Annotated in this window: 21 protein-coding genes and 1 tRNA gene; 8 read left to right on the top strand and 14 right to left on the bottom strand. The window is 69.8% G+C overall.

Going from position 1 to position 24,061, the window contains the following annotated elements; translation table 11 throughout:
- Window positions 1-27: 27 nt before the first annotated feature.
- A complete protein-coding gene (gene hemC, locus LG388_RS03990; protein ID WP_225781527.1) occupies window positions 28-984 on the bottom strand; it encodes a hydroxymethylbilane synthase in 957 nt (318 codons plus the stop codon).
- Between the two features lie 117 nt (window positions 985-1,101).
- On the opposite strand from hemC, the gene ppc reads away from it, so the two are divergent.
- A complete protein-coding gene (ppc, locus tag LG388_RS03985; RefSeq protein WP_225781526.1) occupies window positions 1,102-3,966 on the top strand; it encodes a phosphoenolpyruvate carboxylase in 2,865 nt (954 codons plus the stop codon).
- Between the two features lie 130 nt (window positions 3,967-4,096).
- Here ppc and LG388_RS03980 read toward each other — a convergent pair whose 3' ends face one another.
- The 4 genes from LG388_RS03980 to LG388_RS03965 all read right to left on the bottom strand — a co-directional run bounded on the left by LG388_RS03980 (window position 4,097) and on the right by LG388_RS03965 (window position 8,229).
- On the bottom strand, window positions 4,097-5,014 hold the full coding sequence (locus LG388_RS03980; protein ID WP_225781525.1) for a hydroxymethylglutaryl-CoA lyase: 918 nt from the start codon (window positions 5,012-5,014) through the stop codon (window positions 4,097-4,099).
- Complete coding sequence (locus LG388_RS03975; protein WP_225781524.1) at window positions 5,011-6,396, bottom strand: tripartite tricarboxylate transporter permease; 1,386 nt, start codon at window positions 6,394-6,396, stop codon at window positions 5,011-5,013. Before LG388_RS03975 ends, LG388_RS03980 begins: the two co-directional genes overlap by 4 nt.
- A complete protein-coding gene (locus LG388_RS03970) occupies window positions 6,393-6,842 on the bottom strand; it encodes a hypothetical protein (protein ID WP_225781523.1) in 450 nt (149 codons plus the stop codon). The genes LG388_RS03975 and LG388_RS03970 overlap by 4 nt, the downstream gene beginning before the upstream one ends.
- Window positions 6,843-6,945: 103 nt before the next feature.
- A complete protein-coding gene (locus LG388_RS03965) occupies window positions 6,946-8,229 on the bottom strand; it encodes a hydroxymethylglutaryl-CoA reductase, degradative (protein WP_225781522.1) in 1,284 nt (427 codons plus the stop codon).
- A gap of 138 nt (window positions 8,230-8,367) precedes the next feature.
- Between LG388_RS03965 and LG388_RS03960 the strand changes: the two genes are divergently transcribed.
- Window positions 8,368-9,780 carry a PLP-dependent aminotransferase family protein gene (locus tag LG388_RS03960; protein WP_225781521.1) on the top strand — a complete coding sequence of 471 codons (1,413 nt, stop codon included), beginning with the start codon at window positions 8,368-8,370 and terminating at the stop codon, window positions 9,778-9,780.
- A 19-nt stretch (window positions 9,781-9,799) separates the two neighbouring features.
- On the opposite strand, the gene LG388_RS03955 is transcribed toward LG388_RS03960, so the two are convergent.
- The 3 genes from LG388_RS03955 to LG388_RS03945 all read right to left on the bottom strand — a co-directional run bounded on the left by LG388_RS03955 (window position 9,800) and on the right by LG388_RS03945 (window position 13,162).
- Window positions 9,800-11,089: an AI-2E family transporter gene (locus LG388_RS03955; RefSeq protein ID WP_225781520.1), complete on the bottom strand. Its 1,290-nt coding sequence runs from the start codon at window positions 11,087-11,089 to the stop codon at window positions 9,800-9,802.
- Between the two features lie 73 nt (window positions 11,090-11,162).
- Window positions 11,163-11,954 carry a LytTR family DNA-binding domain-containing protein gene (locus LG388_RS03950; RefSeq protein ID WP_225781519.1) on the bottom strand — a complete coding sequence of 264 codons (792 nt, stop codon included), beginning with the start codon at window positions 11,952-11,954 and terminating at the stop codon, window positions 11,163-11,165.
- Window positions 11,955-12,034: 80 nt separating this feature from the next.
- Window positions 12,035-13,162, bottom strand: a complete 1,128-nt coding sequence (locus LG388_RS03945; protein WP_225781518.1) for a sensor histidine kinase — start codon at window positions 13,160-13,162, stop codon at window positions 12,035-12,037.
- A gap of 103 nt (window positions 13,163-13,265) precedes the next feature.
- Here LG388_RS03945 and argH point away from each other — a divergent pair, with 103 nt between their 5' ends.
- Window positions 13,266-14,663, top strand: a complete 1,398-nt coding sequence (gene argH, locus LG388_RS03940; protein ID WP_225781517.1) for an argininosuccinate lyase — start codon at window positions 13,266-13,268, stop codon at window positions 14,661-14,663.
- 425 nt (window positions 14,664-15,088) lie between these two features.
- Here argH and LG388_RS03935 read toward each other — a convergent pair.
- The 3 genes from LG388_RS03935 to tilS form a co-directional block, all read right to left on the bottom strand.
- Window positions 15,089-15,181 (bottom strand) — tRNA-Ser (locus LG388_RS03935).
- A 48-nt stretch (window positions 15,182-15,229) separates the two neighbouring features.
- Complete coding sequence (locus tag LG388_RS03930; RefSeq protein ID WP_225781516.1) at window positions 15,230-16,498, bottom strand: aspartate kinase; 1,269 nt, start codon at window positions 16,496-16,498, stop codon at window positions 15,230-15,232.
- 50 nt (window positions 16,499-16,548) lie between these two features.
- The gene (gene tilS / locus LG388_RS03925) at window positions 16,549-17,550 is read right to left on the bottom strand and encodes a tRNA lysidine(34) synthetase TilS (protein WP_225781515.1); all 1,002 of its coding nucleotides are present in this window, start codon (window positions 17,548-17,550) and stop codon (window positions 16,549-16,551) included.
- Between the two features lie 146 nt (window positions 17,551-17,696).
- Between tilS and LG388_RS03920 the strand changes: the two genes are divergently transcribed.
- Entirely contained in the window at window positions 17,697-17,987 is a 291-nt protein-coding gene (locus LG388_RS03920; protein WP_225781514.1) for a YkvA family protein, read from the top strand.
- A gap of 52 nt (window positions 17,988-18,039) precedes the next feature.
- On the opposite strand, the gene LG388_RS03915 is transcribed toward LG388_RS03920, so the two are convergent.
- Genes LG388_RS03915 through cysS form a run of 3 tightly spaced genes read right to left on the bottom strand, consistent with a single transcriptional unit; the run spans window position 18,040 to window position 21,121 of the window.
- Window positions 18,040-19,017 carry an acetyl-CoA carboxylase carboxyltransferase subunit alpha gene (locus tag LG388_RS03915; protein ID WP_225781513.1) on the bottom strand — a complete coding sequence of 326 codons (978 nt, stop codon included), beginning with the start codon at window positions 19,015-19,017 and terminating at the stop codon, window positions 18,040-18,042.
- 23 nt (window positions 19,018-19,040) lie between these two features.
- Window positions 19,041-19,691 (bottom strand): DNA-3-methyladenine glycosylase, encoded by a 651-nt coding sequence (locus tag LG388_RS03910; protein ID WP_225781512.1) that lies wholly within the window; start codon window positions 19,689-19,691, stop codon window positions 19,041-19,043.
- Window positions 19,692-19,738: 47 nt separating this feature from the next.
- Window positions 19,739-21,121, bottom strand: a complete 1,383-nt coding sequence (gene cysS / locus LG388_RS03905; protein ID WP_225781511.1) for a cysteine--tRNA ligase — start codon at window positions 21,119-21,121, stop codon at window positions 19,739-19,741.
- A 247-nt stretch (window positions 21,122-21,368) separates the two neighbouring features.
- On the opposite strand from cysS, the gene LG388_RS03900 reads away from it, so the two are divergent.
- From LG388_RS03900 to LG388_RS03885, 4 genes are all read left to right on the top strand, one after another.
- Window positions 21,369-22,004 (top strand): tetratricopeptide repeat protein, encoded by a 636-nt coding sequence (locus LG388_RS03900; protein ID WP_225781510.1) that lies wholly within the window; start codon window positions 21,369-21,371, stop codon window positions 22,002-22,004.
- Between the two features lie 105 nt (window positions 22,005-22,109).
- A complete protein-coding gene (locus tag LG388_RS03895) occupies window positions 22,110-22,646 on the top strand; it encodes a peptidylprolyl isomerase (RefSeq protein ID WP_370630106.1) in 537 nt (178 codons plus the stop codon).
- A 39-nt stretch (window positions 22,647-22,685) separates the two neighbouring features.
- Entirely contained in the window at window positions 22,686-23,198 is a 513-nt protein-coding gene (locus LG388_RS03890; protein ID WP_225781509.1) for a peptidylprolyl isomerase, read from the top strand.
- Between the two features lie 38 nt (window positions 23,199-23,236).
- Window positions 23,237-24,058 carry a UDP-2,3-diacylglucosamine diphosphatase gene (locus LG388_RS03885; protein WP_225781508.1) on the top strand — a complete coding sequence of 274 codons (822 nt, stop codon included), beginning with the start codon at window positions 23,237-23,239 and terminating at the stop codon, window positions 24,056-24,058.
- Window positions 24,059-24,061: the final 3 nt, after the last annotated feature.

The following is a 24,061-nucleotide window of genomic DNA, read 5'->3' as shown; positions in this document are numbered from 1 at the left end:
GCCGGCGCGGGCATGGAAGCAAAGGGGTCAGGCGCGGCGCGCGCCGCCGGCCAGCAGTTGCTCGGACACGCGCTGGCCCAGGGTTTCGGCGTCGGCCAGGTCACGCACCATCGACTGCGCGCGCGCCTGCACGAGCGCGCCCGAGCCCTCCGGGTCTCCCCAGGCGGCTGCCATGGCCAAGGCGCCATCGGCCTGCCATTGCGCATGCGCAGCCAGCGGCATGGAACAGCTGCCGCCCATCGCGCGGCTCACGGCGCGTTCGGCCGCCGTGCCCAGCCAGGTCGGGCGATGCACCAGTGGCGCCAGCGCGGCCTGCAGATCGGCGCGGCCGGCGCGGATCTCGATGCCCAGCGCGCCCTGCCCCGCGGCGGGCAGCATCTGCGCGGGTTCGAAGACGGCGCGGATGCGCGAGGCCAGCCCCAGCCGCTTGAGGCCCGCGGCCGCGAGCACGATGGCCGCGTAATGCCCTTCGTCGAGCTTGCGCAGGCGCGTGTCGAGATTGCCGCGCAGCGGTTCGATGCGCAGGTCGGGCCGCAGGGCACGCAGCAGCACCGTGCGGCGCAGGCTGGAGGTGCCGACGACGGCGCCCTGCGGCAGGGCGTCGAGCGCGGCGAACTGCGGCGAGACGAAGGCATCGCGCGGGTCCTCGCGCTCGAGCACGGCGGCGAGCTCGAAGCCCTCGGGCAGCTCCATCGGCACGTCCTTGAGCGAATGCACGGCGATGTCGGCCCGGCCTTCTTCCAGCGCCGTCTCCAGCTCCTTCACGAACAGGCCCTTGCCGCCCACCTTGGACAGCGTGCGGTCCAGGATCTGGTCGCCGCGCGTGGTCATGCCCAGCAGTTCCACCGTGTGGCCCTGTTCTTGCAGCAGCGCCCGCACATGCTCGGCTTGCCAGAGGGCCAGGCGGCTTTCGCGCGTGGCGATCACGATGTGGGTCACGGGGCGGGCTTCACGGGGTCTTCGGGAGGAAGAGGATGCTAGCATGTTGCGTCGCAGCAACGCGACGATTCCCAGGGGTGCTCTTCATGAATCGCGCGGCCCGCAGGCCTGCCGGCAGGGAGGGCGCCCCGCGACCCGCGCACCACTGAGGAGCCCCGCGCAATGAGCACCCGCCGCCCCCGCGCCGCCAGCAGCCCGTCGACCCCGTCCAGCCCGGCGCGCCGCCAGGCCGAAGACCAGCCCCTGATCGAAGACATCCGCCTGCTGGGCCGCATCCTCGGCGACGTGATCCGCGAACAGGAGGGCACCGCCACCTTCGAGCTGGTGGAGAAGATCCGCACGCTGTCGGTGGCCTTCCGGCGCGATGCCGACCCGTCGGCCGACCGCGCGCTCAAGCAGCTGCTCAAGGGCCTGTCGGCCGCCGAGACGGTGCGCGTGATCCGCGCCTTCACCTACTTCAGCCACCTGGCCAACCTGGCCGAGGACCGGCACCAGATCCGCCGCCGCAGCGAGGCCGAGCGCGCCGACGAGGCCATCGAAGGCAGCCTCGAGGTGGCGCTCGCGCGCATCCGCAAGGCCGGCGTCACGCCCGCGCAGGTGGCGCAATCGCTGGCGCACAGCTATCTGTCGCCCGTGCTCACCGCGCACCCGACCGAGGTGCAGCGCAAGAGCATCCTCGACGCCGAGCGCGGCATCGCGCTGCTGCTCACGCAGCGCGACGAGATCCGCGCGCGCCAGGCCCTGTTCGCCGGCCGCAAGGACGCGCTGACGCCGCGCGAGCTGGCCGAGAACGAGGCCCAGATGCGCACGCGCGTCACGCAGCTGTGGCAGACGCGCCTGCTGCGCTTCACCAAGCTCACGGTGGCCGACGAGATCGAGAACGCGCTGAGCTACTACGAGGCCACCTTCCTGCGCGAGATCCCGCGCGTGTACGCGGCGCTGGAACAGGCGCTGGGCCAGCAGGACATCGCGCCCTTCTTCCGCATGGGCCAGTGGATCGGCGGCGACCGCGACGGCAACCCCAACGTGACGGCCGAGACGCTGGACTACGCGCTGCGCCGCCAGTGCGAGCTGGCGCTGCGCCACTACCTGACCGAGGTGCACTACCTGGGCGGCGAGCTGTCGCTGTCGGCCGCGCTGGTGGACGTGTCGCCCGAGATGCAGGCGCTGGCCGACGCCTCGCCCGACCCCAACGAGCACCGCCTGGACGAGCCCTACCGCCGCGCGCTGACCGGCGTGTATGCGCGCTTGGCCGCCACGCTGCAGCAGCTGACGGGCGGCGTGGCCGCGCGCCATGCCGTGGCGCCGCAGAACCCCTATCCCGATGCGCAGAGCTTCCTGGCCGACCTGCGCGTGATCGAGGATTCACTGCGCGAGAAGCATGGCGCGGCGCTGCTGGACCAGCGCCTGCGGCCGCTGATCCGCGCGGTGGAAGTGTTCGGCTTCCACCTGGCCACGGTGGACCTGCGCCAGAGCTCGGACAAGCACGAGGCCGTGGTCGCCGACCTGCTGAAGGTGGCGCGCATCGAGCCCAGCTATGCCAGCCTGGCCGAGGACGCCAAGCAGACCCTGCTGATCAGGCTGCTGGAGGACGCCCGCCCGCTGCGCGTGCCCGATGGCGCCTACCAGCCGCTCACGGCCAGCGAGCTGGCCATCTTCGCGCAGGCGCGCCTCTCGCATGCGCGCTACGGCCGCGCCGCCATCCGCCACTACATCATCAGCCACACCGAGACGGTGAGCGACCTGCTGGAAGCGCTGCTGCTGCAAAAGGAAGTGGGCCTGATGCGCGGCACGCTGAACGAGGATGCGGTGTGCGACCTGATCGTCGTGCCGCTTTTCGAAACCATCGAGGACCTGCGCAACGCCGCGCCCATCGTGCGCGCCTTCTACGCCCTGCCCGGCATCGACGCGCTGGTGCGCCGCTCGGGCGCCGAGCAGGACGTGATGCTGGGCTACAGCGACAGCAACAAGGATGGCGGCATCTTCACCAGCAACTGGGAGCTCTACCGCGCCGGCATGGCACTGGTGAAGCTGTTCGACGAGATGAACGCGGGTCGAGAAGACAGGATCCGGCTGCGGATGTTCCATGGGCGCGGCGGCACGGTGGGCCGCGGCGGCGGGCCGAGCTACCAGGCCATCCTCGCACAGCCACCCGGCACCGTGCGCGGCCAGTTGCGCCTGACCGAGCAGGGCGAAGTCATCGGCTCCAAGTACGCCAACCGCGAGATCGGCCGGCGCAACCTCGAGACGCTGGTCGCCGCCACGCTGGAAGCCACCTTCCTCGCGCCGGCCAAGGCGCCGCCTGCCGCCTTCATGCACACGGCCGAGGTGCTGTCGCGCGCCAGCATGGCGGCCTACCGCGCGCTGGTGTACGAGACGCCCGGCTTCGTCGACTACTTCTTCGGTTCCACCCCGATCCGCGAGATCGCCGAGCTCAACATCGGTTCGCGCCCGGCCTCGCGCAACCCGCAGCGCAACATCGAAGACCTGCGCGCCGTGCCGTGGAGCTTCAGCTGGGGCCAGTGCCGCCTGACCATCAATGGCTGGTACGGCTTCGGCAGCGCGGTGGCCCGCTTTCTGGAAGGCGACGACGGCAAGGTGCCGGCCACCGAGCGCAAGGAGCGCATCGCGCTGCTGCAGCGCATGTACGCGCAGTGGCCCTTCTTCCGCACCCTGCTGTCGAACATGGACATGGTGCTGGCCAAGAGCGACCTGCAGCTGGCCACGCGCTATGCGGAGCTGGTGGGCGACCGCAAGCTGCGCCAGAAGGTGTTCGGCATGATCGACGCCGAGTGGCACCGCACGTCCGAGGCGCTGACCCTGATCACGGGCGAGAAGCAGCGCCTGGCCGGCAATGCCGAGATGCAGCGCTCGGTGCGCCACCGCTTCCCCTACATCGACCCGCTGCATCACCTGCAGGTGGAGCTGATGCGGCGCTTTCGCAGCGGCGAAGGCGGCGAGCGCGTGCAGCGCGGCATCCACCTGTCGATCAACGGCGTGGCAGCGGGGTTGCGAAATACGGGCTGACCCCCCGTTTGGGCTTCCTCACTGCGTATGGAAGCCCCATACCCCCAAGGGGGCGCACCCGGCGGTCCGGCAAAGCCGGTCCCGCGGGTGCCCTGGTGAATGGAGGCGACACAAGCCCCAGTGATTCAGATCAGACCGCGCAGGCCGCGCGCAGGGCCTGCGACACACGCGACTGCGGCGCGCGGCCCAGCGCCTGGCTGATGAACAGGCCCGCCTCGACCAGCGCGTCGAGCTCGATGCCGGTCTCGTAGCCCATGTTCTGCAGCAGGTAGACCACGTCTTCCGTCGCCACATTGCCCGAAGCGCCCGCCGCATAGGGGCAGCCGCCCAGCCCGGCCACCGAGCTGTCGAAGGTGCGCAGGCCCATGTCCAGCGACGCCGCCACGTTGGCCACGGCCATGCCGTAGGTGTCGTGGAAGTGGCCGGCCAGCGTACCCGCCGGCAGCTCGCGCAGGCAGGCCTCCAGCAGGCGCCGCGTGGCATCGGGCGTGCCGCGGCCGATGGTGTCGCCCAGCGAGATCTCGTGGCAGCCTATCTCGCGCAGTTGCACCGCCACGCGCGCCACCTGCGCCGGCGCCACCGCCCCCTCGTAAGGGCAGCCCAGCACGCAGGACACGTAGCCGCGCAGCTTCACGCCGGCCGCCAGCGCCGCCTCGGCCACGCTGCGGAAGCGCTCCAGGCTCTCGGCGATGGAGCAGTTGATGTTCTTCTGCGAAAAGGCCTCGGACGCGGCGCCGAACACCGCGACCTCCTCGCAGCCGGCGGCCAGCGCGGCCTCCAGCCCTTGCAGATTCGGCGTCAGCGCGCTGTAGTGCACGCCCGGCAGGCGCGGCACCGCGGCCATGACCTCGGCGCTGCCCGCCATCTGCGGCACCCACTTGGGCGACACGAAGGACGCCGCCTCGATGTGGGTGACGCCGGCGGCCACGAGCCGCTCGATCAGCGCCACCTTGGTCGCGACGTCGACCGGCTGCTTCTCGTTCTGCAGCCCGTCGCGCGGGCCGACCTCGACGATCTTCACGCGCTCGGCCATGGCGCTCGCGCTCATCCGAAGATCTTCAGCAGCGCGGGCACCGACAGCACGGCCGTGTAGTAGCCCATGAACTGCACGCCGGTGTTGAAGCCCAGGATTCGCGACAGCAGCCCGCCGACCAGGCCCATGGTCATGATGACCAGCAGCCCCAGGAACTGCCCTTCCCACACGCTGATGACGAAGATCAGGCCGATGAAGGTCGCGATGATGGCCTCGTGGCTCACCTTGCGCGACACGAAGAGCGCCGCGCGGCGCGCGAAGTTCATCGCGAAGGGGTACGACACCACCGCCGCCAGCAGCACGGCCAGCATGCCGTAGCCGAGGAACTCCCAGTGGTTCATCAGGTTGTGCAGGTTGTGCGTCTGGCCCGTGGCCGCATCCACCGTGAAGCGCGGCGGCGCATTGAAAAGCGGCGCCGCCGGCCCCGCGGCCACCGGGCTGAGCGGCAGGCCGAAGGCGATCAGCGGGATCAGTGCCTCGGCGATGTAGGTCGCCTCGGTCACGCCGTTGCGCGCGGCCAGCACCGTGGTGAGGCGGTGGTAGGCGTGCTTGATGCGCGAGCCGACCAGCTCGCCCAGCACCACCGTCATGGCGACGGGGCTGAACACGAAGGTCTCGCTCGAGATGGTGGCTGTCGCCAGCGTCCACTGCGTCTGCTTGCGGTCCAGCACCTTCAGCGGGTTGGGGAAGTAGCCCGACCAGCCCTTGACGTCCGGCGCGAGCTGGAAGGTGCGCGGCTGGTCGCGCTTCATGCGGCCGCGGTCGGCCGGCGAGATGACCGAGAACAGGTCGGCCACCAGCGGGCCGATCGCGATGCCGAGGAAGTAGCTCACGCTGAGCTTGACGTTGTACTTCGCCGTCAGCGTCTGCAGCGCGATGATGAGCACCACGAAGGGCAGCAGCAGCGCCACCGAGGCCCAGCGACCGGGCGAGAAGTAGGCGATCAAAATCGCGGCGGCCAGGAAGATCCACGGTGCCGCCTTGGTGATGGTGGGCCCGAAGGGCGCGAGCATCACCGCGAACAGCACGGCCAGCGGCACGGCCACGAAGGCCGCGACGATGGCGCCCGAGATCATCTTGCGCAGCGCGATGTGCGGCACGCCCAGCTTGCGCAGCGCGTTGGCGTCCTGCAGCAGCGGTGTGGCCAGCGTGTCGCCGGGAATGCCCAGCAGCGCCGTGGGCACGGCGTGCGTCATGTGCTTGGCCACGGCCCCGGCCAGGAAGAAGGTGAACACGCCCGCGGCCGGCACGCCCAGCAGCACCACGAGCAGCGTGAGCGGCGCGAGCGTGGTGGTCTCGTCGGTGCCCGACACGAGGCCGATGGCGGCGAAGACGATGGCGCCGACCAGGCCCATGGCCCCGGCAACCCAGATCTGGTGGAGGAGTTCGGCGCTCATCGGGCGGCTTTCGAGTGGGTGGCGTGGGCGGGGTCGTGCTGGGCGAAGAGCTCGTAGATCTCCAACTCCTTCATCTCGCGCGCCACCACCGGCGGCAGGTCGTCCATCGAGCCGAGGCCGCCATGTTCCTCGGCGAGCTGGGCGACGACTTCCTCGCGCCATGCCGGGTCCGAGGCGGCGCCTTCGACCACCTCGCGCTTGGGCTGGAAGATGAAGGCGCAGATCACGCCCGACAGCACGCAGCCGGCCAGGCCGGCGAGCATGGCGTAGGCGCGTGCCAGCTCGGGGCTGCTCACGTGCGCGACGAGGATGCGGCTGGCGATCAGGAAGCCGGTCAGGCTGATGCCGATGCCGATCACGATGGCCCAGGCGAGATGCCGCGTGTTCGCGGTGTCGCCCCAGACCTCGACCAGGGGCTGCCCGGTGGGCGGGGTGTCGGAACTCATGGTGTTTGTCTCCGGTGGATGCGAAAGGCGCGCGCCCTCGGTCGCGCCGCGCCATGGCCGGGCCCCATGCCCGCCGTGGCAGAAGAAGCTTGCGCCGCGGCGCTCACTTCTTGCGCAGCGCCTCCAGCAGCGCGACGGCGCGGTCGGTGCGCACGTCGTGCTCGGCGGCCATCTGTTTGGCGATGGCGTCGATCTCCTCGCCCGTGGCGCCGGCCACCAGCGCGATGTTGCGGGCATGCAGGGCCATGTGGCCGCGCTGGATGCCTTCGGTGGCGAGCGCACGCAGCGCGCCCAGGTTCTGCGCCAGGCCCACGGCCACGGCCACTTCGCCCAGTTCCTGCGCGGTCTTCACGCCCATGATCTTCAGCGACAGCTGCGCCAGCGGGTGCGTCTTGGTCGCACCGCCGACCAGACCCACGGGCATCGGCATCTCGATCGTGCCGACCAGCGCGCCGGCCGTGTCCTTCTCCCAGGTGGTGAGCGAGGTGTAGCGGCCGCTGCGGCAGGCCCAGGCGTGCGCGCCGGCCTCGACTGCGCGCCAGTCGTTGCCGGTGGCCACGATCACCGGGTCGATGCCGTTCATGATCCCCTTGTTGTGCGTGGCCGCGCGGTACGGGTCGACGGCCGCGAAGGTGTAGGCGTCGAGCACGCCTTCGACGATCTCCTCGCCGCTGCGCTCCTTGGTCTTGAGCGTCTCCGGCGTCAGCCGCACGCGGGCGCGGGCCAAGCGCAGGTCGGCCAGGTTCGACAGGATGCGCAGGCGCACCTGGCCGCCGGTGAGCTTCTCCACCAGCGGCGAGACCGACTCGGCCATGGTGTTGACGGTGTTGGCGCCCATGGCGTCGCGCACGTCCACGATCAGGTGCATCACCACCATCGCGCCGCGCGGCGTGTCGGGGAAGACATGGACCTCGATGTCGCGGCAGCCGCCGCCCAGGCCGATGAGCACCTTGTCGCGGCTGTTGGCCACCGACAGGATTTCCTCGCGGTGCTTGAGCAGCGCAATACGGGCGCCGTAGGGGTCGGTCACGCCGAGCACCTGCACCTGGGCTCGCATGAGGGGGCCGGTGCTGGAGGTCTCGAAGCCGCCGCCTTCGCGGGCCAGCTTGGCCATGAAGGAGGCCGCCGCCACGATGGAAGGTTCTTCCACAGCCATGGGCACCAGCACGTCCTGGCCGTTGATCTGGAAGTTGCCAGCCACGCCGAAGGGCAGCTCGAAGGTGCCGACGACGTTCTCGATCATGCCGTCGGCGCGCGCCAGGGGCAGGGCGCCGGGCTGGCTCAGCAGGGCCTTCTCGTCGACGGTGAGTGCGACGGCCTCGGCGATGTGGTCGAGGCGCTGGGCGGGAGTGAGGGCGCGGAAATTGGGCAGGCGCGAATCAGCCATGGTGGAACAGTCTCTTGACGGGCAGGGTTGGAGTGGGCGGACTGTAGGCGCTCTGTACCAGTCATCATAGGTACAGTTTGTTGGGACAGTGAGGCAACCAAGCCCTCGCCCGCGCCCCATGTGTCATAGTCACCCGCCATGACACCGCGCGCGACCCCACGCCCCACCTCCCGCACCGAGCAGCTGGCCGACGCCCTGGAGCGCCAGATCGCCGACGGCGCCTACAAGGCCGGCGACAAGCTGCCCTCGCTGCGCGAGCTGGCCGAGCTGCACCGCTACGCCAAGAACACGGTGGTCGCCGCCTTCGAGCTGTTGGTGGCGCGCGGGCTGGTCGAGCCGCGCCGCGGCTCCGGCTACTACGTGCTGGAGCGCGCGGCGCCGCCCGCGCCGGCCGAGGACGAGCGCGGCAGCCTGGGCCGTGCGATGGACATCGTGTGGCTCATGCGCGAGCAGCTCAAGACGCGGCCCGACGCGCTGGCCGTGGGCGACGGCTACCCGCCCGTCGAGTGGCTGGCCGACGTGCGGCTGGACAAGTTCCACCACAAGGTCGTGCGCACCGGCCTGGGCGCCCTCTTCCGCTACGGCAGCCGCTACGGCTATGCGCCGCTGCGCGAACACATCGTGCGCAAGCTGGCCGACATCGGCGTCGGTGCCGAGCCGGCACAGGTGGTGCTGACGCAAGGGGCGAACGAGGCGATGGACCTGGTCATCCGCTACTTCGTGCCGCCCGGCGGCAAGGTGCTGGTGGACGACCCGGGCTACTACCCGCTGTTCGGCAAGCTCAAGGTGGCGAGCGCCGAGGTGTTCGGCGTGCCGCGCGGCCCCGACGGGCCCGACCTCGAGGCGCTGGAGCAGTTGCTCATCGTGCACCGGCCGCGCCTGTTCTTCACGCAGTCGGTGGCGCACAACCCGACCGGCTCGGACCTGTCGGCCGCCAAGGCCTTCAAGGTGCTGCAGCTGGCGCAGAAGTACAACCTGCTGATCGTCGAGGACGACCCGCTCGCCGACTTCAAGCCCATGGCCTCGACGCGCCTCGCGGCCCTGGACCAACTGGAGCGCACGATCTACATCGGCAGCTTCTCCAAGTCCTTCTCGGCCGCGCTGCGCGTGGGCTTCATCGCCTGCGGTGCCGACCTCGCCAGCGACCTGGCCGACCTCAAGGCGCTGCTGCACGTGAGCACCTCCGAATACTGCGAGCGCACGGTGGACGTGATGCTCAGCGAAGGCCACTACCAGCGCCACCTCACGCGGCTGCGCGCGCGGCTGGAAGAAGCCACGGCCCAGTCCACGCGGCTGCTGGAGTCGGTGGGCGCGCAGATCTACGCGCGCAACGCGCAGTCGCTGTACCTGTGGGCCACGTTGCCCGGCGTGGCCGATTCGATGCAGTTCGCCCAGCGCCTCCTGGCGCAGAACATCGTGATGGCGCCCGGGCGCATCTTCACGGTGGAGTCCGAGGTCTCGCCCTGGTCGCGCTTCAACGTGGGCGCTGTGTCCTCGCCGCGCTTCATCCGCGCGCTGCGCGCGGAAATGGCGAGAACGCCTGCGCGCTGACGGTCACGCTCCCGCGCCGCTACTCGCCCAGCAGTTCGCCGATCGGCCGCAGGTCGTCCACGCGGTCGCACACGGCCTTGATGACCATGAGGATGGGAATGCCCAGCAACAGCCCCCACACGCCCCAGAGCCAGCCCCAGAAGATCACGCCCACGAACACCGCCACGGGGTTCATGCGCGAGGTGCGGCTGGTCAGCCAGGGCACCAGCAGCTGGCCCACCCCCGTGTGGATCAGCAGCGAACTGCCGCCCACGAGCGCGGCCATGCCCATGTCGTTGAACTGCAGGAAGGCGACCAGGCTCGCGGCCACCAGCACGATCAGCGAGCCGACATAGGGAATGAGGTTGGTGATGCCGGCCACGATGGCCCAGACGGCGGCGTTCTGCAGGCCGATGGCCCAGAAGGCCAGGCCCGTGCCCACGCCCACCAGCGCGCTGGTGCCGATCTGCACCAGCAGGTAGCGCTGGATGTGCTGCGTGATGTCGTCCAGCACATGCACCGTGATGCGCTTCTTCTGCAGGCTGGGCCCCGTGATCTTCACCAGCTTGCGGCGGAAGGTGTCGCCCGCGCAGAGCGCGAAGAAGGTCAGGAAGAGCACCAGCGTGAACTGGCCGGCGGCGTTCATGAGGCCCACGGTGCCCACCCAGAGGTAGTCGCGCACGTTGAAGGGCGGGCGCTCGACGATCACGCGCTGCACGCCGCGGCGCGGCGGGGGCGAGGCGTGGCTGTTGTCCTGTGCGGCGCGCTCCAGGTGCTCGGCGGCCTGCTGCACCGTGTCCAGCGTGCTGGTGCGGCCACTGCGTTCGCGCACCGCCTGGCGCAGCTTCTGCGCCGCCACGGGCAGTGAATCCACCAGTTCGGCCGCGTTGTCCGACAGCGTCCAGGCCGTCGCGCCAATGCCGCCGGCCAAGCCCAGCAACAGCACGGTGGCAGCGGCCCAGCGCGGCAGGTGCCACTGCTGCAGCCGGTCCACGGCGGGCGCCAGTGCATAGGTCAGGAGCAGGCTGCCCATGAGCGGAATGAACAGCGGCGCGGCCCAGCGCAAGGCGAACACGCAGGCCAGCACGGCCATCACCACCAGCGAGATGCTGCGCACGTCCACCGGCATGTGCAGCAGCACGCGCGGCGGGTCCGCCGGCGCGGCGTCGCCGACGCCGGTCGCTTCGCGCTGCGCCTCCACCTCGCGGATCACCTGGGCGGCGGTGGCGTCGGCATCCGCGGCAGGGGCCGCGTCCATGGCGGCCGCAGGGCCGCCGGCCCCGCCGGGCACGGGGACAGCGGGCGGGAGGGGCGCGTCGTTCGTGCTCAAGGGCAAGTCCTCCAGGCCGGGCGATGCGGATGCCGATGCGGGTGCCGGCGGTCCCCGGGTGCGCGCAGGCGGCTCATGGCTGCTGGCGGAAGGCTTCGCGCACGGCGGGCAACATGCGGCGCGAGACCACGATCAGGTCGCTCAGGCCCGCCAGGCGCAAGGCCCAGGCTTCGCTGTCCTCGCCGTCGTCGTGGCGGTCCAGCGCGCGGATGGCCGCGCGCGCCACCAGCGTGTTGCGGTGCACGCGCACCAGCCGGTCGGCGTAGCGGGACTCGAGGTCGCTCAGCGAGCCGTCCATGATCAGGCTGCGCGTGGCGGTGCGCACGGTGATGTACTTGTGCTCGGAGCGCAGGTACAGCACCTCCGACAGCGGAATGCGCTCGGCGCGGCCGCGGTCGTGGATCAGCAGGCTTTCCACCGGTGGTGCCTCGCCGCGCGCCGCACGGCGCTCCTTGAGGCTGCGCTCGGCCTTCTGCAGCGCCTGCTGCAGTCGCTCGCCGCGCACGGGCTTGGTCAGGTAGTCCACCGCGTCCAGCTCGAAGGCCGTCACGGCATGGGTGGCGTGCGCAGTCACGAAGATCACGGCCGGGGCCTGCTCGCGCCGGTGCAGCACGCGCGCCAGCTCCACGCCGTCGATGCCGGGCATGTGGATGTCCAGCAGCACCAGGTCCAGCGGCAGGGTGTCGATCTGGCGCAGCGCAGCCTCACCGGCCTCGGCCTCGCCCGCCACCACGGCGGGCGGCGTGCGGCAATCGCCCAGCAAGGTGCGCAGGCGCTGGCGCGCCAGGGCCTCGTCGTCCACGATCAGCGTGCGCAGGGCCGGGCGCAGGCCGGCGGGCGCTGTCGCGGGTTTGCTGTCCATCATCGTTGCCTCTCCTCCATGGGTTGTGGCGGCGCGCTCGCGCCGCAGGGTCGGCCTGGGGGCGCTTCCTCCTCGCCCCGCTCTCAGGCCACGGGAATGTCGATGCGCACCCGGTAGCTGTCGCCTTCCACGCCGGCCCGGAAGCCGGCCTGCATGTCGTGCAGCAGGCGCAGCCGGTCGCGCACGTTGGCCAGCGCGATGCCATGGCCGCGCGGCAGGGGTTCGTCGGCCCACAGCAGCGGCGGCAGGGTGTTGACCACTTCGATCACCACGCGGCTGCCACGCCGCTCGGTACGGATGCGCAGCCGCGCCCCCTTGGGGCTGGGCTCCACGCCGTGCTTGACGGCGTTTTCCACGAGCGGCTGCAGCAGCAGCTTGGGCAGGCGCGCCTCGCCGGCGGCCGGGTCCAGCGACCAGCGCACACGCAGGCGCCCGCCGAAGCGCACCTGCTCGATGGCCAGGTAGCGTTCGGCCAGCGCGATCTCGTCGGCCAGCGTGACGGCCTCGTCCGGGTCGGCCAGCGCGGAGCGGAACAGCTCGCTCAAGTCCTCCAGCAGGGTCTCGGCCTTCGCGGGCTCGTGCCGCACCAGCGCGATCGCGCTGTTGAGCGTGTTGAACAGGAAATGCGGGCGGATGCGCTGCTGCAGTTCCTCCAGCCGCGCCGTGGTGGCCGCCGGCGTGCGCCCGCTGGCGCGCAGCGTGCGTTCGACCATCACCACGGCCGCGAACAGCGCGCCCGTGAGGGCACTGGCCAGCCAGGGCGGATCGGCGACCACGCCCGCCCAGCGCAGCAGCGCGCAGCCATACAGCCCGGCCCCCAGGCCCAGCAGCGTGCCGGACAGGTACTGCAGGCGCAGGGGCCGCCGCGCCAGCCGGCGCCCGCTGGCGCAGGCGGTGACCAGCCACAGCAGCGTGGCCGGCAACGCGCCGCCGGTCACCGTCGCGGCCAGCAGCAGCCATGAGCCCAGGTCGGCCGCCACGTACAGCGTGGCCACCGCGACCACGGCTTCGACCAGCAGCACGGTGCGCAGCACCACGCCGATCTGGCACAGGTCGAACAGATGCGCGCGCGGCGGCAGCCTCGGCAGGTCGGCGGGCTTGTCGGGCGCGCGCGACGGCCCCGATGCGCGTGCCGCCCGCGCCGCGGCCGGCACGGCGGCGCCGGCCTCCTCGGGCCGGGAGGGCGTCGATAAAATCGGGGCTTCGCGCATCGCTGGCCGTACGAAGAATGAGCAGCGGGCCATTATTGCCGCAGGGCTTTTCCTGCCGCGCCCTTCCCCTGAACGCCGGCCCGCCGTGCCGCATCCCCCCGTCATGACCCAGAACCAACTCGACAAGAAATCCGAAGCGTGGTCGGCGCTTTTCTCCGAGCCCATGAGCGAGCTGGTGCAACGCTACACCTCCAGCGTGTTTTTCGACAAGCGCCTGGCGCAGGCCGACATCGAGGGTTCGCTCGCTCATGCCGAGATGCTCGCGGCGCAGCAGATCATCTCGGCGCAGGACCTGGCCGATATCCAGCGTGGGATGGCACAGATCCGAAGCGAGATCGAGGCCGGCCGTTTCGAATGGAAGCTGGCGCTGGAAGACGTGCATCTGAACATCGAGGCGCGTCTGACCCAGCTGGTGGGCGATGCCGGCAAGCGCCTGCACACCGGCCGCAGCCGCAACGACCAGGTGGCCACCGACGTGCGCCTGTGGCTGCGCGGCGAGATCGACCTGATCGACGGGCTGCTCACCGACCTGCAGAAGGCGCTGGTGAAGATCGCCGCCGAGAACGTCGACGTGATCCTGCCCGGCTTCACGCACCTGCAGGTGGCGCAGCCCGTGAGCTTCGGCCACCACATGCTGGCCTACGTGGAGATGTTCGCGCGCGATGCCGAGCGCCTGCAGGATGTGCGCAAGCGTGTGAACCGCCTGCCGCTGGGCGCGGCCGCGCTGGCCGGCACCACCTACCCGCTGGACCGTGAGCGCGTCGCCAAGACGCTGGGCATGGAAGGGGTGTGCCAGAACAGCCTGGACGCCGTGAGCGACCGCGACTTCGCCATCGAGTTCACGGCCTTCGCCAGCCTGGCGATGATCCACATCAGCCGCTTCAGCGAGGAGCTGATCCTGTGGATGAGCCAGAACTTCGGCTTCATCCGGATCGCCGACCGCTTCACCACCGGCAGCTCGATCATGCCGCAGAAGAAGAACCCCGACGTGCCCGAGCTCGCGCGCGGCAAGACCGGCCGTGTGGTCGGCCACCTGATGGGCCTGATCACCCTCATGAAGGGCCAGCCGCTGGCCTACAACAAGGACAACCAGGAAGACAAGGAGCCGCTGTTCGACACGGTGGACACGCTCAAGGACACGCTGCGCATCTTTGCCGAGATGGTCGGGGGCATCACCGTGAAGAAGGAAGCGATGGAGGCCGCCGCGCTCAAGGGCTACGCCACCGCCACCGACCTGGCCGACTACCTGGTGAAGAAGGGCCTGCCCTTCCGCGATGCGCACGAGACCGTGGCGCATGCGGTGAAGGCGGCCATCTCGCACAACGTCGACCTGTCGGAGCTGCCCTTGACAGTGCTGCAGGGCTTCAACCCGAACATCGAGAAGGACGTGTACGACGTGCTGAGCCTGCGCGGCTCGCTGAACGCGCGCAGCACGCTGGGCGGCACGGCGCCGGCGCAGGTGCAGTTGCAGATCGAGCGGCACCTGAAGCGCCTGGGCTGAGAAGGTGTGAACGAACCCGACATGCCCGCTCATTCCGCCAAAACACACCCGCTCTGCGTTGCAAATGCTCGCCATAGCCCGAGCTATGGCTGCGCTTTGCGCCTTGATCGGTCGCGTTTTCGCGGCCTGCTCGGCCACGCCGGATTCATTCACACCTTCTGAGCGCAGCACGTCCCCGCTGCGCGACGACGGCCATCCTTGCAGGACACCGCCGGCGCGCGGCGGTGCTGGGCCTGCTCGACAGGCGGATGTGACGACCTGGCATGGCTCACTGGTGCTGTACCGCGCTCATGAAGGAAAGGCCCGCCTCATGCGGGCTTTTTCCTGAGCGTTGGGTGCCCTGCACCCTGCCCCGTCGCCGTGAGGCCAATGCGCAGCGCCCAAAAACAGAAAACCCCGCGCGCCTTTCGGCTGGCGGGGTTGTCTGGCGGAAACGGAGGGATTCGAACCCTCGATGAGGCTCTACACCCCATACTCCCTTAGCAGGGGAGCACCTTCGGCCACTCGGTCACGTTTCCTGAACTGGAAAACCAGCATTATGCCAGTGAAATGCCTCGTTCTCGCAATCAGGCCGCAGCTTGATCGAGATCGAAGGCCTTGTGCAGCGCACGCACGGCCAGCTCCATGTACTTCTCGTCGATCACGACGGAGGTCTTGATCTCGCTGGTGGAGATCATCTGGATGTTGATGCCCTCTTCGCTCAGCACGCGGAACATCTTGGACGCCACGCCCACATGGCTGCGCATGCCGATGCCCACGATGCTGACCTTGCAGATCTTGGTGTCGCCCGCGATCTCGGTCGCGCCTAGGCTGGGCAGCACCTTGTCCTTGAGCAGGTCCACGGTGCGCGCGTATTCGTTGCGGTTGACCGTGAAGCTGAAGTCGGTCTTGCCCTCCTTGGACAGGTTCTGGATGATCACGTCGACCTCGATGTTGGCATCCGCCACGGCGCCGAGGATGTGATACGCGATGCCCGGCTTGTCAGGCACGCCCAGCACCGAGATCTTGGCTTCGTCGCGGCTGAATGCGATGCCGGAGACAACGGCTTGTTCCATGGTTTCGTCTTCCTCGAAAGTGATCAGAGTGCCGGACTGGGCCTCTTCATTGATGTCGATGTCCCAGGGCGTGAAGCTGGACAGCACGCGCAGCGGCACGCGGTACTTGCCGGCGAATTCCACCGAGCGGATCTGCAGCACCTTGGAGCCGAGGCTGGCCATTTCCAGCATCTCCTCGAAGCTGATGCGGGCCATGCGGCGCGCGTCGGGCTCCACGCGCGGATCGGTCGTGTAGACGCCATCCACGTCGGTGTAGATCAGGCATTCGTCGGCCTTGAGCGCAGCGGCGATGGCCACGGCCGAGGTGTCGCTGCCGCCCCGGCCCAGCGTGGTGATGTTGCCTTCCTCGTCGATGCCCTGGAAGCCCGTGATGACCACCACGCGGCCGGCGTCCAGGTCGGCTTGCACACGCTTGTCGTCGATGCTCTCGATGCGGGCCTTGGTGTAGTTGCTGTCGGTGCGCACGCCCACCTGCCAGCCGGTGTAGCTCACGGCCTCCACGCCCTGCGTCTGCAGCGCGATGGCCAGCAGCGCCGAGGAGGCTTGCTCGCCGGTGGCCGCCAGCATGTCCAGCTCGCGGCGGTAGGCGTCACCGGGCTTGGCGGGCGCCAGTTCCTTAGCCAGGCCCAGCAGGCGGTTGGTTTCGCCACTCATGGCGCTGGGAACCACCACCATCCGGTGGCCCGCGCGCGCCCACTTGGCAACGCGCTTGGCGACGTTGGCGATGCGCTCGGTCGAGCCCATCGACGTGCCGCCGTACTTGTGAACAATCAATGCCATGGATGCAAGCTGAAAGGTGAGAGGCGGCTGGACGCGAGATGCGGGCCGCATCAGGCCTCGGGACCGCTGTCGCCCGCGGTGCGCGGGGCCGGCGGCGAGGGCGCGCAATTGTACCAACGCAGCACTTCCGCCTCGCGGCGCACCTGGCCGGTTCCCACCTTAAGCTCGATCCGGTGCCCGCGCGTGCGACAGGCGGCAATCTGGTCGAGCAGCGCCTGCAGTTGCGCGCTGCTGGGCCGCGCGGCACGGCCGGTCGCGTCCAGCCTCGCCAGCCAGTGGCGCAACACATGCGCCTGGCGCGCGCGCGACAGCGTCTGCAGCGCCGCAATGCGCGGCGGCTCACCGATGCGCGCCAGGTCTTCCACCGCCACCTCGTCGAGCACGGCCTGCGCCTGCGCCGCATGGGCCGCACTGCGCGCAAAAGTCTGGCGCATCGCAGGAAAGGCCGCATCGAGCGTCGGCATCAGTTGCTGTCGGATGCGATTGCGCGTGTAGCGCGGGTCTATGTTGCTCGGATCTTCGACCCAGCCCTGGCCCTGCGCGCGCAGCCAGTCGCGGATCTCCGCCCCCGGCACCTGCAGCAGCGGCCGCAGCCAGATCAGCCCCTGGCGATGCGTCTGCGCCGCCATCGCCGCCAGGCCGGGCAGGCCGGCGCCGCGCGACAGAGCCAGCAGCATCGTCTCGACCTGGTCATCGGCATGGTGGCCCAGCGCGACGGCAGTGACGCCCGCGCCGCGGGCCAGGGCCCCGAGGGCGGCATAGCGGGCCTGCCGCGCGGCCTCTTCGGGGCTCTGGCCGGCGGCATGGCGCGCATCCACGCGGGCCACGCGCAGCGGTACCTGCAGGCCATGGCACAGCGCCCGGCAGTGCCGCTCGAAATCGTCCGCCACCGCCTGCAGCCCGTGGTGCACATGCAGGGCCTGCACCTGGCCCGGCCAGCGTCTGGTGCAGGCGATCAGCAGGGCCGTGGAATCGGCGCCCCCGCTGAGCGCCACCGCCAGCGGCAGGGGGGGCGCGAAGCGCGTCAGTGCCGCTTCGAAATCAGAAGCCATGCGCCATTGTGCAGTTGTGCCGCCGCCCGCGGGGACTTGCGCCGCGCGGGGCTGCGGCAGCAGGCACACTCTTGTGATTCGCTGGCGGTGGCCGCATCTGCCGACGCAGTGCGCCCCGTCGGGAGCCACATCCAAGGAGGCTCGCCATGTGGAAATTCGGTCGTCTGTGGTTTGCCCTGCGCAAGGAACTGGCGCTGGCCTGGGCCTTGCTGCGCGATCCGCGCTCGCCGTGGAGCGCCCGCCTCGCCGTGATTGCGGCGGCGCTGTATCTGGTCAGCCCGGTCGATTTCGTGACCGACGCCCTGCCCTTGCTGGGCTGGATCGACGACGGCGTGGTGGTGCTGCTGCTGTTCAAGCTGGCCGGCAAACTGCTGCCGCCCGAACTGGCGGCCGCCCTGCGCGCCAAGGTGGACCGGCGCCAGCCAGCGGCGCGCTGACGGCGCGGGCCGCGGCCCCTTGGCCGGCCCGCCGCCGCTGCGCCAACGCGCTTCAGCGCGCGTCGGCCTTGGTGTCCGCGAAGCGGCCGTAGCTTTGCAGGCGCTCGTAGCGGCGGTCCAGCAGTTCGCGCGGCTTGAGGTCGCTCACCTGGCGGAAGGCGTCGTTGAGGGCGCGCTTGAGGAAGGCGGCCATCTGGCGGTGGTCGCGGTGCGCGCCGCCCACGGGTTCGTTGACGATCTTGTCGATCAGGCCCAGGGCCTTGAGGCGGTGGGCGGTGATGCCCAGGGCGTCGGCCGCGTCCTGCGCCTTCTCGCTGGTCTTCCAGAGGATGGACGCGCAGCCCTCGGGGCTGATCACCGAATACACCGAGTACTGCAGCATCAGCACCTGGTCGGCCACCGAAATGGCCAATGCACCGCCGGAGCCGCCTTCGCCGATGATGGTGGTGATGATGGGCACCTCGAGCTGTGCCATCTCGTAGATGTTGCGGCCGATGGCCTCGGACTGGCTGCGCTCCTCGGCGTCGATGCCGGGGTACGCGCCCGGCGTGTCGACGAAGGTGAAGACCGGCAGGCGGAACTTCTCGGCCGTCTTCATCAGACGCAGCGCCTTGCGGTAGCCCTCGGGCTTGCTCATGCCGAAGTTGCGTGCAGCGCGCTCCTTGGTGTCGCGGCCCTTCTGATGGCCCAGCACCATGCACGGTGCGCCGTTGAAGCGCGCCAGGCCGCCCACGATGGACAGGTCGTCCGCGAAATGCCGGTCGCCATGCAGCTCGACGAAATCGGTGAAGATCTCGTTCACGTAGTCCAGGGTGTAGGGGCGCTCGGCATGGCGGGCGATCTTGGTGATCTGCCAGGGCGTCAGCTCGCTGTAGATCTCCTTGGTCAGCTGCAGGCTCTTCTTGCCGAGCTGGTCGATCTCTTCCGAGATGTCGACCGCCGATTCGCTCTGCACATAGCGCAGTTCTTCGATCTTGCCTTCGAGCTCGGCGATGGGCTGCTCGAAATCGAGGAAGGTTCGTTTGGCCAACGTCGCTTCTCCTTGTTGTTGAATCAATAAGCCACGGGCAGCGGTTCGAGCGACCGCCAAATATACCAAGTGGCCACGCTGCAATAGGGGGCCCAGGCGACGGCCACCTCGCGCGCATCGCTGCGGCTCACCGGGTCGCCCGAGAAGTAGTTGGTGCTGATGCCGTTGATCAGGCCGATGTCGTCGAGCGGCAGCACGTTGGGCCGCAGCAGGTGGAAGATGAGGAACATCTCGGCCGTCCAGCGGCCGATGCCGCGGATGGCGACCAGCTCCTCGATGATGAGCTCGTCGGCCATGTCCTGCCAGGCGTCCACATGCACCGTGCCGGAATCGAAATGCAGGGCCAGGTCGACCAGGTACTCGATCTTGCGCGCCGACAGCCCCGCGGCGCGCATGTCGTCCACCTTGAGCTTGAGCACGTTGGCGGGCGTGAGGCGGCGCTGCAGCTTCTCGAAGCGCTCCCACACGGCCTGCGCGGCCTTCACCGAAATCTGCTGGCCCACGATGCTGCGCGCCAGCGTGATGAAGGCGTCGCCGCGCGACTCCAGGCGCGCGTCGCCGAACTTCGGGATCAGCCGGCGCATCACGCGGTCTTTCTTGACCAGGTGTCGGCATGCCTCTTCCCAGTAGTCGGGCGTGACCAGCGTGATCTCGGGCTTGCGGGCGGGCGGCATGGGGACGGGCTGGCAGCAGACGGAGGAAGGTGCGGGCGTGTCGAACATCACTGGGCCGACGCCCAGGTGGTGCCCTCGGGCCCGTCCTTGAGCACGATGCCCTGCGCCAGCAGCTCGGCGCGGATGGCGTCGGCTTCGGCGAAGTTCCTCGCGGCCTTGGCAGCGGCGCGCTCGGCGATGCGGGCGCGGATGGTGGCTTCGTCCAGCGTCGCACCGGCGCGCAGGAAAGCCTTCGGCTCGCCCTGCAGCAGGCCCAGCGTGCCCGCCAGCGCCTTGAGCAGGCGCGCGGCCTCGGGCGAGCGCGTGCGGTTCACCTCGCCGGCCAGATCGAAGAGCACGGCCACGGCTTCGGGCGTGCCGAAATCCTCGTCCATCGCGGCCTTGAAGCGCGCCGCATGCGGCTCGCTCCAGTCAATGGCCGCCTGGCCCGCGGCGGGCGGCACGGCATCGAGCGCGGTGTACAGGCGCTTGAGGCCGGCGCGCGCATCGTCCAGGTGACGGTCGCTCCAGCCCAGCTCGCTGCGGTAGTGGCCGCGCACGAGGAAGAAGCGCACCGTCTCGGCGTCGTAATGCGCGAGCACGTCGGGCACCGAGAAGAAGTTGCCCAGCGACTTCGACATCTTCGTGCCGTCGATGTTGAGGAAGCCGTTGTGCATCCACAGCTTCGCGAGCGGCGCGCCATGCGCCCCTTCGCTCTGCGCGATCTCGTTTTCGTGGTGCGGGAAGATCAGGTCGATGCCGCCGCCATGGATGTCGATGGTCTCACCCAGCAGCGCGCGGGCCATGGCCGAGCATTCGATGTGCCAGCCCGGCCGCCCGCGCCCCCAGGGGCTGTCCCACTTGGCGTCCTCGGGCTCTTCGGGCTTGGCCGCTTTCCACAAAACGAAGTCCAGCGGATCGTGCTTGGCGGCGGACACGGCCACGCGCTCGCCGGCCTGCAGGTCGTCCAGCGACTTGCCCGACAGCTTGCCGTAGCCCGGCATCTTGCGCACCGCGAAGTTCACGTCGCCGTCCTCGGTGGCATAGGCCAGCCCCTTGCGCTGCAGCGTGCCGACGATGTCGAGCATCTGCGGCAGGTAGTCGGTGGCGCGCGGATCGTGCGTGGGACGGCGCACGCCCAGCGCGTCGTAGTCCTGGTACATCAGCGCCGTCATGCGGTCGGCCAGGGCGCGCACCGTTTCGCCGTTCTCCACGGCGCGGCGGATCATCTTGTCGTCGATGTCGGTGATGTTGCGCACGAAGGTCACGGCATAGCCGCTGGCTTCCAGCCAGCGGCGCACGACGTCGAAGCCCACGGCCGAGCGGGCGTTGCCGATGTGCGGCCGGTCGTAGACGGTCACCCCACACACGTACATGCGCACATGGCCTGCTTCCAGGGGCAAAAACTCTTCCATGGCACGCGTGAGCGTGTTGTAGATGCGCAAGGTCATGAGGATTCGGTGGAGGCTGAGCGGCAGGCCGGCGGGACGCCTGCCGCATCCGGCGCAGCGGCTCGGTCGCGGCCCTTGCGCTGAACAGTCCGGGGCCGCATTGTGCAGCGAACGCGCCGGGCTGCAACAAGGGGTTCGCGCAAAGAGATGCGGCAGCCCCTCGTCTACAATCGCCAGAGTATAAACGGCCGTCTCGGGGCGCCGCGCCTGTCCCGCAGGTGCCACGGGCGTCGATCATCAGGGCTCCATGCAGCACGCCGCTTCCTCCCCCCTTCCCCTGCTGTCGCGCCTGCTGCGCGCCAGCGCCGTGAGCGCCTGCCTGCTCGGCCTGCTGGGTACGGCGCAGGCCGACAGCTACAGCGAGGTGCGCCAGCTCGTGCAGGAAGGCCAGGTGCCGCAGGCGCTGGCCAAGGCCGAGGCCTACATCCAGCAGAACCCGCGCGATCCGCAGATGCGCTTCATGCGCGGCGTGATCCTCAGCGAACAGGGCAAGACCGCCGAGGCCACCGAGGCTTTCACGCAGCTCACGCGCGACTACCCCGAACTGCCCGAGCCCTACAACAACCTGGCGGCCATCTACGCGGCCCAGGGCCAGTACGACAAGGCGCGCGAAGCGCTCGAGAACGCGCTGCGCCTGAACCCCAACTACGTGACGGCGCACGAGAACCTGGGCGACATCTACGCGCGCCTGGCCGCCCAGCAGTACGCCCGCGCGACGCAGTTCGCCTCGGCCGGCCCGGGCGTGCAGCTCAAGCTCAACCACGTGCGCCAGCTGTTCGAGGCCATGGCCGCCCACAATGCACCGGCCGCCGGCAATGCGAACGCGACGGGCGCCAGCCCCGACCCGAGCGGCGCGGCCCCCAAGGTGGTGAAGCCTCGCTGATCCGCGGCGGCGGCCTTCCACCGCTGCCTTCCGCCCTTTGCCCACCCACGAGGTCATCTCTTGAACGTGCTCTCTTTTTCACGCCGCGCCTGCCTGGGCGCCGCCCTGCTGCTGAGCCTGACGCAGGCCCCCGCCTGGGCGCAAGACGCGCCGCGGGTCAAGCTCGCCACCTCGGCCGGCGACATCGTGCTGGAACTCGCCCCGGCCCAGGCGCCCAAGACCGTCGCCAACTTCCTGCAGTACGTGCAGGACAAGCATTACGACGGCACGGTCTTCCACCGCGTGATCGACGGCTTCATGATCCAGGGCGGCGGCTTCACGCCCGCGCTGCAGCAAAAGAGCACGCGTGCGCCCATCCCGCTGGAGGCCAACAACGGCCTCAAGAATGACCGTGGCACCATCGCCATGGCCCGCACCGGCGTGCCGGACTCCGCCACCGCGCAGTTCTTCATCAACGTGAAGAACAACGACATGCTCAACGCGCCCCGCCCCGATGGGCACGGCTACGCCGTGTTCGGCAAGGTGGTGTCGGGCATGGAGGTGGTGGACAAGATCCGCGCCGTGCCGACCGGCGTGCGCAACGGCATGGGCGACGTGCCCGTCGAGCCCGTGCTGATCCGCAGCGCCACGCTGGTCAAATAACCCTCCCTTTCGCCGCATTCCCCAGGAGTCACACACACCATGGCCAATCCCCAAGTCGAACTGAGCATCAAGGACCACGGCACCCTCGTGATCGAACTCGATCGCGAAAAAGCACCCAAGTCGGTCGAGAACTTCCTGGCCTATGTCAAGAAGGGCCATTACGACGGCACCATCTTCCACCGCATCATCGACGGCTTCATGATCCAGGGCGGCGGCTTCGAGCCCGGCATGAAGCAGCGCCCCACCGGCGCAGAGATCACCAACGAGGCCAACAACGGCCTGAAGAACGACATCTACACCATCGCCATGGCGCGCACCAATGCGCCCCACTCGGCCACGGCGCAGTTCTTCATCAACGTCGCCAAGAACGACTTCCTCAACCACACTGCGCCCACGGCGCAGGGCTGGGGCTACGCCGTGTTCGGCAAGGTCACGGGCGGCACCGAAATCGTGGACAAGCTGCGCAAGGTCAAGACCGGCCGCAAGGGCTTCCACGACGACGTGCCGGTCGAAGATGTGCTGATCGAGAAGGCGGTCGTCGTTTCCGAGTAAGCCCGCAAGGCCTGCTCACGTTCGGGCGCGCAAGCGAGATGGCCGAGCCGCTGGCGCCTGCCGCCCTTTCGCCCTCCTCTTCCCCCGCCTTCGCCGAACTGCAGGCCGATGCCGCCTGGCGGACGCTGGACTTCGTCTCCGACCTGCACCTCGAAGCCGGCGAGCCCGCCACCTTCGCGCTATGGCGCCGCTACCTGGCGCAGACGCCGGCGGATGCGATCTTCATCCTCGGCGACCTGTTCGAGGTCTGGGTGGGCGACGATGCGGCGCGCGAGCCCGGCTTCGAGGCCGATTGCGCCGCGCTTTTGCGCGGTGCCGGCATCGAGCGCCCGGCGGGCGCGCGTGCGCTTTTCTTTTTGCACGGCAACCGCGACTTCCTGCTGGGCGAGGCCTTTGCCGCACAGGCGGGCCTGCGCCTGCTGCAAGACCCGACCGTGCTGCACTGGCAGCACCGGCGCTGGCTGCTCAGCCACGGCGACCTGCTGTGCCTGGACGACACCGATTACCTGGCCTTCCGGGCGCAGGTGCGCACACCGCAATGGCAACAGGCCTTCCTGGCGCGGCCGCTGGCCGAGCGCCGCGCCGTGGCGCGCGACATCCGCACGCGCAGCGAGGCGCGCAAGGCCGATCCCCGCGCAGTCTGGGCGGACGTGGACGACACCGCCGCGCGCCACTGGCTGCAGGACGCGCGGGCGGACGTCCTGATCCACGGCCACACGCACCGCCCTGCCGACCACGCGCTCGGCGAAGGCCTGTCGCGCATCGTGCTCAGCGACTGGCATGCCGACGGCACGCCGCCGCGGGCGCAGGTGCTGCGCCTGTCGCCGCAGGGCGCACGGCGCATCGAGTTGGTGGACTGAGGG

Origin of the sequence: Xenophilus sp. Marseille-Q4582, assembly GCF_916700565.1 — a bacterium.
Taxonomy (GTDB): domain Bacteria; phylum Pseudomonadota; class Gammaproteobacteria; order Burkholderiales; family Burkholderiaceae_C; genus Xenophilus.
Note: the sequence above shows the minus strand (reverse complement) of the source record. Positions and strands in the feature narration are given on the sequence as shown.

Excerpts from the sequence above, each read along its gene's own strand:
- LG388_RS03960 (WP_225781521.1), top strand. The coding sequence starts at position 8,368 with ATGACACCGCGCGCGACCCCACGCCCCACCTCCCGCACCGAGCAGCTG.
- tilS (WP_225781515.1), bottom strand. The coding sequence starts at position 17,550 with ATGGCTTCTGATTTCGAAGCGGCACTGACGCGCTTCGCGCCCCCCCTG.
- LG388_RS03945 (WP_225781518.1), bottom strand. The coding sequence starts at position 13,162 with ATGCGCGAAGCCCCGATTTTATCGACGCCCTCCCGGCCCGAGGAGGCC.
- LG388_RS03910 (WP_225781512.1), bottom strand. The coding sequence starts at position 19,691 with ATGCCGCCCGCCCGCAAGCCCGAGATCACGCTGGTCACGCCCGACTAC.
- LG388_RS03975 (WP_225781524.1), bottom strand. The coding sequence starts at position 6,396 with ATGAGCGCCGAACTCCTCCACCAGATCTGGGTTGCCGGGGCCATGGGC.
- LG388_RS03900 (WP_225781510.1), top strand. The coding sequence starts at position 21,369 with ATGCAGCACGCCGCTTCCTCCCCCCTTCCCCTGCTGTCGCGCCTGCTG.
- LG388_RS03970 (WP_225781523.1), bottom strand. The coding sequence starts at position 6,842 with ATGAGTTCCGACACCCCGCCCACCGGGCAGCCCCTGGTCGAGGTCTGG.
- hemC (WP_225781527.1), bottom strand. The coding sequence starts at position 984 with ATGCTAGCATCCTCTTCCTCCCGAAGACCCCGTGAAGCCCGCCCCGTG.
- ppc (WP_225781526.1), top strand. The coding sequence starts at position 1,102 with ATGAGCACCCGCCGCCCCCGCGCCGCCAGCAGCCCGTCGACCCCGTCC.
- LG388_RS03890 (WP_225781509.1), top strand. The coding sequence starts at position 22,686 with ATGGCCAATCCCCAAGTCGAACTGAGCATCAAGGACCACGGCACCCTC.
- LG388_RS03950 (WP_225781519.1), bottom strand. The coding sequence starts at position 11,954 with ATGATGGACAGCAAACCCGCGACAGCGCCCGCCGGCCTGCGCCCGGCC.
- LG388_RS03885 (WP_225781508.1), top strand. The coding sequence starts at position 23,237 with ATGGCCGAGCCGCTGGCGCCTGCCGCCCTTTCGCCCTCCTCTTCCCCC.
- argH (WP_225781517.1), top strand. The coding sequence starts at position 13,266 with ATGACCCAGAACCAACTCGACAAGAAATCCGAAGCGTGGTCGGCGCTT.
- LG388_RS03965 (WP_225781522.1), bottom strand. The coding sequence starts at position 8,229 with ATGGCTGATTCGCGCCTGCCCAATTTCCGCGCCCTCACTCCCGCCCAG.
- LG388_RS03980 (WP_225781525.1), bottom strand. The coding sequence starts at position 5,014 with ATGAGCGCGAGCGCCATGGCCGAGCGCGTGAAGATCGTCGAGGTCGGC.
- LG388_RS03930 (WP_225781516.1), bottom strand. The coding sequence starts at position 16,498 with ATGGCATTGATTGTTCACAAGTACGGCGGCACGTCGATGGGCTCGACC.
- cysS (WP_225781511.1), bottom strand. The coding sequence starts at position 21,121 with ATGACCTTGCGCATCTACAACACGCTCACGCGTGCCATGGAAGAGTTT.
- LG388_RS03920 (WP_225781514.1), top strand. The coding sequence starts at position 17,697 with ATGTGGAAATTCGGTCGTCTGTGGTTTGCCCTGCGCAAGGAACTGGCG.